Raw genomic sequence first — 12,698 nt, 5'->3', positions numbered from 1 at the left:
AGTTTCTACTTCAATTCATATTCTAAAAGTCTGGATAGTTCTTCATACGAATTAGTCATGTATACAAGACGATCATTAATGATGATAGTAGGAGTTGCAAAAATTCCTCGATTCACCAAATCATTGATAGTTTTGTCCAGCGTCTCGTAGTTCTCGGACGAAAGTAAATCTCGCTTAAATCGCGTCATATCTAAGTTATTGCTTCTTGCCAGATTAAATATGTAAGTGGAATCAGCAACTCCTTCATATGCAAAAATAGCATCATGAAAATCCCAAAATCTATTTTGCTGACCAGCTGCCTCACAAGCTAATGCAGGAAGGGTAGGGGAATCACCAAAACTGACAAAACCAAACTTTACTCTATCTTTATATTTATCATAAATGCGTTGTAATGTACGCTCAAACGCCACACAGCGTTCACAAGTAAAATCAGAAGCTACAATAAAGCTAACAGAAGCATCCATGTTTCCTCTATAATAGACACATAAGTCGGCTATTACGCATTTAGGTTGTTTGGGAGGAAAGATATACTTCTTGATACTTGCTTTGCTATACAATGAATCAACTAACTGTTGGACAAATATTGAACGGAGCTTGTTTTTCAGAGCAAGTTCCCCCTCCATCGTTTTTTGAGAGGAGCCATACAATTGACTTCTTACTACATTTACCTGATTATCAGCCAATCCATAAAGCGCCTTGATACTATCTAAGTTAGTACCTGTTCTCATATCCACATACATTTCCAAATATTGCTCAATAGTCATGTTTTGTTTTTTAGCTTCTTTCTCCAATAGTTTCATCTTTATCAGATCGTCCAATACTTTTGATTTTATTTCATAAGCCATATTCAATAAATCAAAAAGTTCCTGTTTACTTGCTTCCGACAGATCTGATAAAAGAATAGTTTCGTCATTCACTTCTGCCACTATCTCCTTATTCGCATGGGAGCAAGAAAATAGCAACAGAAGCAAACATATGTATAATAATTGTTTCATCAATATAAACGAGAGGGATAAAATCTATTATTTTTACTAAATTTAGCATCTGTACTTAAAGATATTGAATAGGTCGTATTTCCATTTTCAGTAATCCCAAAATCATTTAATGCTACAGACTCATTAAAACTATTATCTAAAGTATATCCAAGATTATATCTTTGCACCCAATTCTTATTATTGCTATCTTCATCATCACAATGAATCGTTCCTGTTGCAGCATTGGTAGTCGATAATAAACCATATTGTATACCAGCAGGACCAAAATAATTGGCAATACTAAAAGGAGCTCCATTAGACGGGAATCCCCAAGCTAGTGTAACATCGTTATCAATTTTCGTATAACCCATAAAATGATTTATATCATTATAATAATTATCATCACTAAATAAAGAGTTAGATGGATTATTATCCTCCGTATCGTGATGACAAACAATAACATCCATTTGGCGATTTTCCCTACGATATTCTTGAGTCAACGTCAAATTATAATTTATATGATCCACAAGCAATACGCCTCCAGGATAATAACGACTTGCATTTGTTAAGCAGAAAACAAAATTAACATTACCATTTTCAATATAAGTAGCACCTACATTTCCCGTAGTATACGAATTATCTCTCTTATCCTCACAATCCATAGATATTCTGAGTTCTTTGTATGTACCACAGCTACTGATTTTAAATACACCAACAACACCCCCCTTTGCTGCATACACATCTCTCATCACTCTCTCTTTAGCCACAGACTCACGATTCATCAGTTCTGCCTTATACTCATCCATAGATGCTTGAATCTCAGCTTCACTAGCCAAAGTCTCGATCTTTTCTCCCTCGTCATCAGCCTCTTTAGCCTTAACGTCATCATACTCGCTATTCAATTGAGCCAAATCCTGCTCAGTCTCCGGTAAATAATAGCTGTCGCTACATGAACTGCATATTGCGAATGCAGCTAATGCGATAAAAATGTTCCTTTTCATCGTGTTGTACGGTTAACCACCACCATAAGTTTTTTATTCATATTCAAGAAGAAAATCACCTGACAAAATCGTATCGCCGATACCAATCTCTAAAGAATACTCGCCGGCACTCTTTCCTGTGAGATCAATCCGAAGTGTAGTTACATTCATTTCTACAGATGAATAGACTATTTCACCTGTTGCAGAGTTCCTTACTGTAACTGCCGCAGAAGTTACAGCAGAAAGAAAATCGACCGATAGTAATGATCCGTCAATGAAAGCAGTAGGGAGGACAGGCATTGAGCGATGAGATCCTGACGCCTTGATATCCTTTAGCATTATCCGATGTGCGTCTTTCAGAACCATCGCAGAAGTACTCATGTTTACTTGAAGCAACATTAATAAGAAGAAGAAAAATAGAAGCTTTGTTCTCATAATAATTGTGTTTTAAAAATCTTGTTTCAAAAGTACACAAGTATAATGGAAAAAGCCATTTTTATGAGGTAACAACGGTAACAGCCCTCCCAACAAGAGGTAACAGGCAGTAACAAAACATCAATAACGTACTGATTATCAATCCAAATATATGTATTTAAATATATCTTCTCTCAACTTACCCTTAATACGGCTCTTCCGCATCTTAAGAGCATCCGAAGATACATTCATCAATTCTATAATAACTCTGTTTGAGCAATGCATCAATGAGAGTACACAATAAAATAAATCATCGTTAGTCAAAGCCGGGCAACACTTCTCCAAATTCGCCATTACATCAATAAACGCCTCGCGAATCGCTACATTTATCTCCATTCTAAAAGCACTACTCATTGACAGCAATTGTTTAGGAGTCGCTTTCTCCATTTCTTGCAGTTTCTTATAGCACTCAGTTTCCTCAAACATGGACATACATAGTTTTAGCTGATGCTCCCCAAGCTCTACCAATTTATTTATGCGTTCGTCCTCAGATTCAAGAGCTTTTTCTTCCCTTAACTCCATAGTGTCCACACGCTTCTGCATAAGCTCTCTTTGCAAAGCAATATAACGTTTCTTTCTTCTTCTATCATTCCACATGAAAAAGAAAATACCTGCTAACACAAGAAAAAAAACGGTACCTACCAAATAACCTATCACAGCCCGTTCTTGCTGAGACACCATTCTTTTGTGCTCCTCCAATTCATGATTATCCATTAATTCATCAAGTTTCTGTCTATCGGATAATTTCTGGATAGAATCATAAACAACCATATAAGCATCCGCATATTGCATTGCAGCTTCCCAGTTACCCAGTCGCTTTTCTACTTCACGGAGCCCATTATAACGTACAGCTTCCCCATAAATATCTTGTTCATCTTTATACTTATTAAAAAAATACCGGGCAGAATCAAGTCGGTTCAGACCAAGCATTATCATCCCTTTCAGATGATAAGCTCCACTTAAGTTATCAGAAGGCATCATAGATATGGCTTTTGAAACATATTCATCTGCCCGAACGTATTCTTTCTTCTCCAAATATATTGTTGAAAAGTCATTATACAACAACGGAAGCATACTTGAGTCTTGAATTGCCAGAACACAATCATACGCTTTCTGAAAATAACACAATGCACTATCTAATTGATGCTGCAATAAAAATACATGGGCAATTCCCCTTAACGGATAAGATATTGATTTTTTATCTCTACATACTATCTGATAAGACTTTCTATAAGACTCTATTGCCACATCATATAGGTCTTCATCTTCATAACATTCTGCCAAATTATCATATATCATTGCCAAAAACTCATTCTCACCAGGCATTAACTGAATAGCATCCAAATACTTATCTACAGCAAAAGGGATACGTCCCATATCCCGATAGGCAGCTCCCCAGTAATAGTGAGCTTGTGCAGCTCGCAAACTTTTCTTTTTACCATAATAATCCACCGCAACTTTTATCAATGAATCATCATCCAATGTGATATAATTCTTATATCGTGCTTGAGTCAGTAACAAAGCATACAATGCTCTATCAGCACATGATAACTTTTGTGGAAACGGAATGCTTTCAAGGAAAATCAGTGCACTATCAGGATACTCAGCCATTAAAGAGTCGGCATGCAACAGCAGCTTATTTTCTTTTTGAGAAGTGCAAGAGAAAAGAAATAACAGAAGAAGACCGATAAAAATAGAGAATCGGAGAGCCACACGTTTGAATAAATAATAGATTTGTGTATCTGCCATTATCGTTTTGTATTATGGTTATGCAAAGAAAATCTTTTTTTACGACAACGACAACCTTTACCGCTAAAAATAAAGATTAACCGGACACATTATAAATATGAGTTTTGAGCAAAAACCGATAAGATGATAAGCATTAACCGTAGCTGTCATTCAGAAGCGTATCTGTCTGTCATTCAGACGACCAAAGGGAGGAAGAATCTCCTCTTTGTGGGTATAGGAGAGGAGATCCTTCGTCGCTTTACTCCTCTGGATGACAGATACATTTGCCGCATAACCAGATTGAGTTTGCCTCAAAACTGTTCAAGTTTGCCTCAAACCCGAACAGAAATGAACTAAATTAAAAGTAGGCAGTATCTTTATTGGGGCCGACAGAAAAGTCGTTAGTATCTCAAATCTCCTCCTTCGGGAAGGAGGAGTACCCGTAGGGGGAGGTGGTAGGTGAATGCATAAAGCTTTCATTTACAATGCTGTTCGTATACCTACCACCCCGCCCTTTGGGCACCCCTCCTTCCCGAAGGGAGGGGAATTTGAGATACTAACGACTTATGAGATTTATTCATTTCGATTCAGTATGGAGCTCAAACCGGGTTTTCGGACTGACCCAGTAATTTTTCATTCTTCATTTAAAACCCTGGGTTCAAGTTATAAATGCGACAGTTGATTGAGAATTTAGTGTAGAAGCATAATTTTAGAGAGAAGCTGATGAAAAAAAACTTCATCTTGCTTCTCCCTTGGAATAAAGTTCCTATCTTGCCTCCTCAATCTCCTACCAAATCAGTTGCAAGATGAAACAATTAACCGAAGGACAAAGATACAAATTAGAAGCGTATCTGCAAGCAGGTAAAAAGAAAGATGATATTGCCTCTTTATTAGGTGTACATCGTAGTACCATTTATCGTGAGTTACGTCGTAATAAATTGCGGGCTTCCGACAAGTATGACGGAGATTATGCACAATATAGGTATGAGTTACGCAAATCACAGCGTTCTCGTTACGTAAAGTTTACAAATATAGTCGAAGCTCATGCTCGTACCATGTTGATTGATCTGAATTACAGCCCTGAGCAAATATGTGGACGATGCAAGCTCTTAGGCTACCCAATGGTTTCTCATGAACGCCTGTATCAGTGGATATGGAAAGACAAACAAAATGCCGGAAATCTATTCTGGTATTTAAGAAGAAGAGGCAGGAAACATAAAAAGAGAGGGAACAAGAATAAGGATCGTGGTTGGGTGAAAAACCGCACAAGTATATCGGAGAGACCTCCTATTGTGGATACAAGAAGCAGATTGGGCGATTTGGAGATTGATACAGTTATTGGAAAAGGACAGAAAGGAGCTATTCTGACCATTAATGACAGGAAAGCAGGATTTTTATGGACAGCAAAATTGCCCAGTAAAGAAGCAAGGTGGGTAACAACAGCGACAATTAACATATTAAAACCGTATAAGGGATATATACACACTATAACATCCGATAATGGAAGCGAATTTGCAGGGCATATGGAAATTGCAAAAGAACTGGGTATTAAATTTTACTTTGCAAGACCATATCATTCATGGGAAAGAGGATCTAATGAGAATCTAAATGGAATACTTAGACAGTATATACCTAAAGACAAAGAGTTTAAATATATTACGGGAGAAAGATTGAAGGAAATTACATACGAAATTAATATAAGACCGAGAAAAAGGCTAGGATTCATGTCGCCTAAAGAAGCCATAGCCTTTAAAAATATGAAACAGTTTAAAAAATATATGGAGAAGTTTAAATAGGAATGTCGCGTTTATAACTTGAATTCAGCAACTTCTTTATAATGATTAAAACCAATATTTTATTGTCATCTGTCAGGTTTTAGCAGGCAAAGTATTTATAATGAGATAATTATCGCCTGACAATACACCCTGATAATACGGCTGACAATAGCAATCGTCCATTCTATTGTCAGCCGTATCATGCTGTTATTCCAGCTTGACTACTTGATAAGAGTCCCTTTGTAAGTATGCCTTGCTCGTGCCACGCCTTTGGCATGCTTGTGCCACGCCTTTGGCACGACTGTGACAAGCCTTTGGCACAACTGTGCCAAGCACTTTGCACAACCGTTTCAGAGGTTTGGCACAATCATTTCCGTAGGTGGCACAACCGTTCTGATAGCTTGTCACAAACCGTATGTATACTTGAACGGGAAACAACGAAAGGAGAAGTGTTGGTGACAGTGTGAAATGAAGGCTCTTCTCGCACACAAAAGAGGAGATTCTTCCTCCTTACAGTCGTCTGAATGACATAGCCGACCATTTCTCATTGGCATTCGTCTGAATGACAGAGCCAAATGATGGCAAAAAAATATATTGATACACTTTAATGTGAGATATATCGGAAACTTCCCTCACTCCATAAGCTGACAGTAAAATGAAACTTTTGCTATTGTCAGCTTATTGTCAGGGCTTATTGTCAGGAAGTAATCTGTTTATTATGAGACTATTATATGTGAAAAGCTGACAGATGACAATAGAAATCCATATTTAATCATTATGTAGAAGATACGGGAAAATTATTTCTCCGGTCATTTCTTGCTTAGATCTGAAAAATAGTATCGTTTGCAACGACTAACATTTTATGATGGGGCGCAGGGAATCCTGCTCTTGACCAGTTGCAGGCATCTTTTTGCCTGTGACTCTTCTCATAGGCGGTTTCGTACCCCCGTGGGGAGTATGTAATGTACCTCCAGCATCCTTATATGTGTTAGTCAAAGGGAAAGGCGAAAACGTTCTTTTTTGCCCCTTTATTAATACTTTTATCCTATGGAAACAGAAAACACGTTGACTACCGCAGAAGAAAGTCTCAATGAACTCTTTTTTGAAGAAGAAGCCCGTCTGTGGGCAGAGGTGTACGGCAAGCAATCTGATAAGCCGGACCTTCAATCCCTTCATAATGCCTGGTTTCTGCCGAAATAACAGCCGGCTTAGTTAACTGAAATCAGGAAGGAATTAATCAGATGAAAACATAGCCATTTACCATTTATGCTCCAATATAACAAGTAAATATTCGCTTACAGGTTTGTCAGCCGCAAGAAATCAAGTAAATGCAAATGTGCGATACCGGCAACTTCGCTTCCCTGATTAAACTCATCCAAGCTGACCACATATTTAGGATAGTTATCGGGAATATTCACCAAATTTCCGAACTCACGTTCTCTTGTTTTCTCGTCTGCTATCAAACAGGTCACTTGAATATATACACGCTTTCCTTGTTTTATTCCGACAAAATCAATTTCTTGCTGTTCATGTTGCCCTACATAAACGTAATACTACAAATATAACGATTTTATCAATCATAGCTTATAAACAGCTCAATTTTAACCAAACGGTTAAAATGGCCAGTCGCATTAAATCATATTTCTGTCATTCTCTTCGTTCTTAGAATTGTAAACGGTCAATCCTTTTACTGTCAGCAAATATTTCTGACGAGGATGTTTTGGGCTGTTAGGGTAGAGCATCGCAACAAAACCTTCTTTCATTGCAGGATTCAGATAATTTGCCATAAAGTTCTCTCGGTCTTTCAAATTCATAGCCGCAAGCATTTCCTTGATTGATAGTTGCTGTTTTGCCAATATTTCAATCAATGCTTGTACTGTTGCTGAACATGTCGGGTACTTGTCGGCTGCTTGTCGGCTACTTGTCGGGTTTTGCCCTTCCGCCCATTCAGATGGAGGATTCACAACCATATACCGATTCTTTAATTCATTGTGTTCGCCCATCATCAAGTTTCTGAAAAACAGAGTCAAAAAACTCATATCCGGTTCGATACCTTTACGCACATTGCGGTAATTGGCCCGAACCAGCGCATTGCGGAAATACCAAGAGTGTTCGGCAAATAGATCATTGTTTACATCGAAGCCGATGCTCCTCAGATATTTTATGGTGAAAACAGCCGTTGTTCTGGTGTTTCCCTCGCCAAAAGGATGTATTTGCCAAAGGTTTGAAACGAACTTTGCAATATGCTCAACTACTTTATCTAAAGACAATCCTTTGTAAGAGAAGTTTTTTTCCTGTTCCAAATCATACTCTATTGCCCTACGTAAATCTTCTGCATTGACATACAATACGGTATCGCCACGAAGCACCCATTCTTTCTTTGTGATGTCATAGTCTCGGATTTTACCTGCAAATTTGAATACACCTTCAAACAGCCTTCGATGAATTGAAGTGAATCCGGTTACAGAAAAAGCAAATGACTTTTCATTCAAGATTCGGGCAATGTTGGCAGAAACCTTGTCCGCTTCCTCCGTATCTTCATCATTTGGAGTGCGTACAGTCTTGGATTGGTAATATCCATTGATAAGTGCTTTCACTTCATCAATGCTGATATCACCCTCAATATGTTTGACCGCAGTATCTTTCAGATAATCGGAGGTCTGCAAACCATCTACAGCTTGAAGACCGATAGCGGTTTTCCAAGCCGAAGCCCTTTCTTTCTTGTCAGGTTCTCCGTTACGGATGTATTCGTCGAAGTTTGGCATTTTATGTAATATATCAGAGTTGATATGCTTTTATATATTGTTTGATGTCATCACCAATACATCATTTTCTGTTGACATATATTCTTGAAGCATTTTTTCTCGCTTTTCTTTCCTATATAGGTAACCCCCAACTGCTTATAAAACAGGAGAAACTCACGGAAAGGGATACAAATATAGTCATTTGCTGTTTACAAACAGCAAATAAAACTGAATTTTGCTGTTTGCAAACAGCAAATAACTATATTCCCTGTAAAACCTCCCGAACAACAAAAGCCGCAATCCATCTCTCCCGCTTAAGAAGAGATGATATTGCGGCTCACTATGGACTAAATAGCTGTAAAGCTATAAGCTGATTTCAAACAAATTACAGACCAAAAGCAGCTTTGATCTTATCCACGTAGTCCAGTTTCTCCCATGTAAAGAGTTCTACTTCTACGGTCTTGTTGCCCTCATAACGAGAGAAGAACGTTTTCGATACCACCTGCGGCTCACGTCCCATGTGACCATAAGCGGCAGTCTCCTGATAGATCGGGTTACGAAGTTTCAGGCGTTCTTCGATAGCTTTCGGACGAAGATCGAACAACTGGTCGATGACACGGGCGATTTCGCCGTCAGTCATATTCACGTGACTGCGTCCGTAAGTGTCGACAAAGATATTGATAGGACGCGCTACACCGATGGCATAGCTCACCTGTACGAGCATTTCGTCGGCAACACCTGCTGCAACCATATTCTTAGCAATGTGGCGGGCTGCATAAGCTGCGCTGCGGTCTACCTTGCTGGGGTCCTTTCCGGAGAAAGCACCACCACCGTGAGCACCCTTGCCACCGTAAGTATCAACAATAATCTTACGGCCTGTCAGACCGGTATCTCCATGAGGACCGCCGATCACAAATTTCCCGGTCGGGTTGACATGATAGATAATCTGATCGTTGAACAGTGCCAGCACTTTATCGTGGTGGATGGAAGCGATGACACGAGGCATCAGGATGTCGATAACATCACGACGGATGATAGACAGCATCTCTTCGTCAGCCTTGAGCTGAGCTTCGGCAGAATCGTCTGCCGGCTGAATAAAGTCGTCATGTTGGGTAGAAACTACAATCGTATCAATACGAACGGGAGTTCCGTTGTCGTCATATTCAATCGTTACCTGGCTCTTGGCGTCGGGGCGGAGGTAAGTCATCACCTTTCCTTCACGACGAATGTCGGCAAGAACCTGTAGAATACGGTGCGCCAGATCGAGTGAAAGCGGCATATAGTTTTCCGTCTCATTCGTAGCGTAACCAAACATCATACCCTGATCGCCCGCACCCTGTTCCATCGGGTCCTGACGCTCTACGCCACGGTTGATATCGGGGCTTTGCTCATGAATGGCGGAAAGAACACCACAAGAGTTGCTTTCGAACATGTACTCTCCTTTGGTGTAACCGATTTTCTTAATAACTTCACGTGCAATGAGTTGGAGATCAACGTACGCTTTAGTTTTCACCTCACCCGCTAATACTACCTGTCCGGTAGTTACTAGTGTTTCGCAAGCTACTTTAGAACTGGGGTCGTAAGCCAACAGTTTGTCAAGCACGGCATCCGATATTTGATCGGCTACCTTGTCGGGGTGTCCTTCTGACACCGATTCGGATGTAAATAAGTATCCCATCTTTCTTAAATTAAGAATTAAAAATTAAGAACTAGAAATGAGAAAAGACGGAGAAGAGGTGAGTGCTGCGGAAATGCTGCCGAAAAGGCGTCAACAAGACGTGTTTTAGCATTTTTTTCCGTGGTTGCAAGCTACTCAAATCTGTCCACACTTTCATTTCGGGGACAAAGATAAGTATTATTCGGAGATTATATTTATCTTTGGGCAATGTTTAACACATATATACAGGAAATAAAACGGATTATTTACCTGAAACAAGAAAAGTCATGATTCTAAATAATAAGCTAAAAACAATCTTTGTATTGGCTCTTTACATCGGATTTACGATTGCCATTTACGCCATTGTATGCCACTTCTTGAAAATTGAATTTCAAGACATTCACCTGTTATATGCAGTATTGGTAGGGTGTATCGCTTATCTACCTAAGTTTATCGCCGATAAGAAGAGAAAGAAGTAGGCTCATTGTCTTTCCCAGCACCGGATGCACCAGTTCGGGGGCAATCTCTGCCATCGGCTTCATCACGAAGTCACGTTCCGCCATCAAGGGATGGGGGAGGTTCAGTTCTGCTCCAGAGGGAGAAGTAGCCGAAAGTATCAGATCGTCATACATCAAAAGGTCGATATCAATCAAGCGGTCGCTGTACACACCGCCTGTTGATTTATGTGTGCGTCCCAGTCCACGCTCTATCTCCTGCGTCTTCTGCAGCACTTCCAGAGGCAGCAACTCCGTTTCTATGCATGCGGCTGCATTCAGAAAGCTGTTATCCGACTCAAAGCCCCAGGGAGCTGTCATATAAAAAGCAGACAGGGAAATCACTTTCCCTATCTGCTCCTCTATTTTATGCACGGCATCCCGGAGATTCTTCTCTTTATCTCCCAGATTAGTGCCGAGACTCATATATACTCTTGCCATTAGAAATCTATTCTACCTTAAACGGTATTCTTCGTTCAATGGAACAAAGAACTCTACCTTGCCACACTTGGGGCAGACATACAGATCGAAAGCTTCACGATTCTGGAACAATTCGAACAGGTTTCCGAAGACTCCCGTATTCATTCCCTCATGAAACTCATATTTGCCGGAATAGATCATCTTCACCTGACAACGCAGGCAATCGATGGAACGTCCGCTATCGTCCGCTTCTTCTACAGCAGACAGGTCCAATATCTTATCATCCGGGAAACTGTAGTTACAGTTCCAGCAGATTTCAAAGCTATCTTCTACCTCTTCGTGGCATTTAGGACAGATTTTCATGGCCGTGCCTTTCCTTATTTGTCCAGAATCAGCATCGCATCACCGTAGGTACCGAAGCGATAGCCTTCCTTCAACGCTACATGATAGGCATCCATCACCTGATCGTAACCACCGAAAGCGGCAACAATCATCAGCAGTGTAGAAAGCGGCATGTGGAAGTTAGAGATCATCGAATTGGCTACGGTAAACTCATACGGAGGGAAGATAAACTTGTTGGTCCATCCTTCAAACTCCTTCAAGTGGCCGTCCGTGCTCACTGCACTTTCGATAGCGCGCATCACGGTAGTACCCACCGCGCACACGTTTTTGCCCTTATCTTTGGCATTATTGACTGTATTTACGGCTTCTGCATTCACAATCATCTGCTCAGAGTCCATCTTATGTTTTGTCAGGTCTTCTACGTCGATATCACGGAAATTACCCAGACCGGCATGCAGGGTGATATAGGCGAAGTCGATCCCTTTGATTTCCAGACGCTTCATCAGTTCGCGGCTGAAGTGAAGGCTGGCTGTCGGAGCAGTCACCGCACCTTCGTTCTTGGCAAAGATGGACTGGAAACGTTCCGAATCTTCCGGCTCTACAGGACGGTTGATGATAGAATGGGGCAGGGGAGTCTCACCCAATGCATAAAGAGCTTTCTTGAACTCATCGTGCGGCCCGTCATAAAGGAAACGGAGCGTACGTCCACGGGAAGTGGTATTGTCGATTACTTCCGCCACCATCGAGTCGTCAGCACCGAAATACAGCTTGTTACCGATACGAATTTTACGTGCCGGGTCTACCAGTACGTCCCACAGACGGAGTTCTTCGTTCAGTTCACGCAATAAGAATACTTCGATACGTGCGCCCGTCTTCTCTTTATTACCATACAGACGTGCCGGGAATACTTTCGTATCGTTGAATATAAATACGTCTTTATCATCAAAGTAGTTCAAAACATCCTTGAACATCTTGTGTTCAATCTCTCCAGTACGACGGTGTAACACCATCAAGCGCGACTCATCTCTATACTTCGTAGGATGCAAAGCGATTTTATCCTCGGGTAATTTAAATTTGAATTGTGATAGCTTCATATCTATTCCTTATTAC

Annotated in this window: 14 protein-coding genes; 4 read left to right on the top strand and 10 right to left on the bottom strand. The window is 40.3% G+C overall.

What is annotated here, in order from left to right:
- Positions 1–5: 5 nt before the first annotated feature.
- The 4 genes from K6V30_RS04715 to K6V30_RS04700 all read right to left on the bottom strand — a co-directional run bounded on the left by K6V30_RS04715 (position 6) and on the right by K6V30_RS04700 (position 4,177).
- Positions 6–995 (bottom strand): thioredoxin domain-containing protein, encoded by a 990-nt coding sequence (locus K6V30_RS04715; RefSeq protein WP_055269473.1) that lies wholly within the window; start codon positions 993–995, stop codon positions 6–8.
- Complete coding sequence (locus K6V30_RS04710; protein ID WP_055269474.1) at positions 995–1,975, bottom strand: hypothetical protein; 981 nt, start codon at positions 1,973–1,975, stop codon at positions 995–997. Before K6V30_RS04710 ends, K6V30_RS04715 begins: the two co-directional genes overlap by 1 nt.
- A 33-nt stretch (positions 1,976–2,008) precedes the next feature.
- Entirely contained in the window at positions 2,009–2,389 is a 381-nt protein-coding gene (locus K6V30_RS04705; protein ID WP_022302535.1) for a DUF3244 domain-containing protein, read from the bottom strand.
- A gap of 138 nt (positions 2,390–2,527) precedes the next feature.
- Positions 2,528–4,177, bottom strand: a complete 1,650-nt coding sequence (locus K6V30_RS04700) for a tetratricopeptide repeat protein (RefSeq protein ID WP_055269475.1) — start codon at positions 4,175–4,177, stop codon at positions 2,528–2,530.
- Positions 4,178–4,300: 123 nt separating this feature from the next.
- Here K6V30_RS04700 and K6V30_RS04695 point away from each other — a divergent pair, with 123 nt between their 5' ends.
- From K6V30_RS04695 to K6V30_RS04685, 3 genes are all read left to right on the top strand, one after another.
- Positions 4,301–4,513 (top strand): hypothetical protein, encoded by a 213-nt coding sequence (locus K6V30_RS04695; protein WP_138339190.1) that lies wholly within the window; start codon positions 4,301–4,303, stop codon positions 4,511–4,513.
- Between the two features lie 449 nt (positions 4,514–4,962).
- Entirely contained in the window at positions 4,963–5,952 is a 990-nt protein-coding gene (locus tag K6V30_RS04690) for an IS30 family transposase (protein ID WP_055271871.1), read from the top strand.
- 1,026 nt (positions 5,953–6,978) lie between these two features.
- Entirely contained in the window at positions 6,979–7,131 is a 153-nt protein-coding gene (locus tag K6V30_RS04685; RefSeq protein ID WP_010535965.1) for a hypothetical protein, read from the top strand.
- A 95-nt stretch (positions 7,132–7,226) separates the two neighbouring features.
- On the opposite strand, the gene K6V30_RS04680 is transcribed toward K6V30_RS04685, so the two are convergent.
- From K6V30_RS04680 to metK, 3 genes are all read right to left on the bottom strand, one after another.
- On the bottom strand, positions 7,227–7,403 hold the full coding sequence (locus tag K6V30_RS04680) for a hypothetical protein (RefSeq protein ID WP_010535964.1): 177 nt from the start codon (positions 7,401–7,403) through the stop codon (positions 7,227–7,229).
- A gap of 159 nt (positions 7,404–7,562) precedes the next feature.
- Positions 7,563–8,696 (bottom strand): Fic family protein, encoded by a 1,134-nt coding sequence (locus K6V30_RS04675; protein ID WP_010535963.1) that lies wholly within the window; start codon positions 8,694–8,696, stop codon positions 7,563–7,565.
- 364 nt (positions 8,697–9,060) lie between these two features.
- Complete coding sequence (gene metK / locus K6V30_RS04670; protein ID WP_010535962.1) at positions 9,061–10,353, bottom strand: methionine adenosyltransferase; 1,293 nt, start codon at positions 10,351–10,353, stop codon at positions 9,061–9,063.
- Between the two features lie 266 nt (positions 10,354–10,619).
- On the opposite strand from metK, the gene K6V30_RS25270 reads away from it, so the two are divergent.
- Positions 10,620–10,811 carry a hypothetical protein gene (locus K6V30_RS25270; protein ID WP_022302414.1) on the top strand — a complete coding sequence of 64 codons (192 nt, stop codon included), beginning with the start codon at positions 10,620–10,622 and terminating at the stop codon, positions 10,809–10,811.
- On the opposite strand, the gene folK is transcribed toward K6V30_RS25270, so the two are convergent.
- The 3 genes from folK to queA are packed head-to-tail and all read right to left on the bottom strand — an operon-like array spanning position 10,773 to position 12,682.
- Positions 10,773–11,267: a 2-amino-4-hydroxy-6-hydroxymethyldihydropteridine diphosphokinase gene (folK, locus tag K6V30_RS04665; protein ID WP_055269312.1), complete on the bottom strand. Its 495-nt coding sequence runs from the start codon at positions 11,265–11,267 to the stop codon at positions 10,773–10,775. The two genes, K6V30_RS25270 and folK, sit on opposite strands and share 39 nt — an antisense overlap.
- A gap of 12 nt (positions 11,268–11,279) precedes the next feature.
- Positions 11,280–11,609, bottom strand: a complete 330-nt coding sequence (locus K6V30_RS04660; RefSeq protein ID WP_010535960.1) for a hypothetical protein — start codon at positions 11,607–11,609, stop codon at positions 11,280–11,282.
- Between the two features lie 14 nt (positions 11,610–11,623).
- On the bottom strand, positions 11,624–12,682 hold the full coding sequence (gene queA / locus K6V30_RS04655; RefSeq protein ID WP_010535959.1) for a tRNA preQ1(34) S-adenosylmethionine ribosyltransferase-isomerase QueA: 1,059 nt from the start codon (positions 12,680–12,682) through the stop codon (positions 11,624–11,626).
- Between the last annotated feature and the right edge of the window lie 16 nt (positions 12,683–12,698).

This window comes from Bacteroides faecis (genome assembly GCF_020091505.1).
GTDB lineage: Bacteria > Bacteroidota > Bacteroidia > Bacteroidales > Bacteroidaceae > Bacteroides > Bacteroides faecis.
This window is presented reverse-complemented; position numbering and strand designations above follow the sequence as displayed.

Coding starts and splice junctions, on each gene's coding strand:
- K6V30_RS04715 (WP_055269473.1), bottom strand. CDS start 995: ATGAAACAATTATTATACATATGTTTGCTTCTGTTGCTATTTTCTTGC.
- K6V30_RS04710 (WP_055269474.1), bottom strand. CDS start 1,975: ATGAAAAGGAACATTTTTATCGCATTAGCTGCATTCGCAATATGCAGT.
- K6V30_RS04705 (WP_022302535.1), bottom strand. CDS start 2,389: ATGAGAACAAAGCTTCTATTTTTCTTCTTCTTATTAATGTTGCTTCAA.
- K6V30_RS04700 (WP_055269475.1), bottom strand. CDS start 4,177: ATGGCAGATACACAAATCTATTATTTATTCAAACGTGTGGCTCTCCGA.
- K6V30_RS04695 (WP_138339190.1), top strand. CDS start 4,301: ATGATAAGCATTAACCGTAGCTGTCATTCAGAAGCGTATCTGTCTGTC.
- K6V30_RS04690 (WP_055271871.1), top strand. CDS start 4,963: ATGAAACAATTAACCGAAGGACAAAGATACAAATTAGAAGCGTATCTG.
- K6V30_RS04685 (WP_010535965.1), top strand. CDS start 6,979: ATGGAAACAGAAAACACGTTGACTACCGCAGAAGAAAGTCTCAATGAA.
- K6V30_RS04675 (WP_010535963.1), bottom strand. CDS start 8,696: ATGCCAAACTTCGACGAATACATCCGTAACGGAGAACCTGACAAGAAA.
- metK (WP_010535962.1), bottom strand. CDS start 10,353: ATGGGATACTTATTTACATCCGAATCGGTGTCAGAAGGACACCCCGAC.
- K6V30_RS25270 (WP_022302414.1), top strand. CDS start 10,620: ATGATTCTAAATAATAAGCTAAAAACAATCTTTGTATTGGCTCTTTAC.
- folK (WP_055269312.1), bottom strand. CDS start 11,267: ATGGCAAGAGTATATATGAGTCTCGGCACTAATCTGGGAGATAAAGAG.
- K6V30_RS04660 (WP_010535960.1), bottom strand. CDS start 11,609: ATGAAAATCTGTCCTAAATGCCACGAAGAGGTAGAAGATAGCTTTGAA.
- queA (WP_010535959.1), bottom strand. CDS start 12,682: ATGAAGCTATCACAATTCAAATTTAAATTACCCGAGGATAAAATCGCT.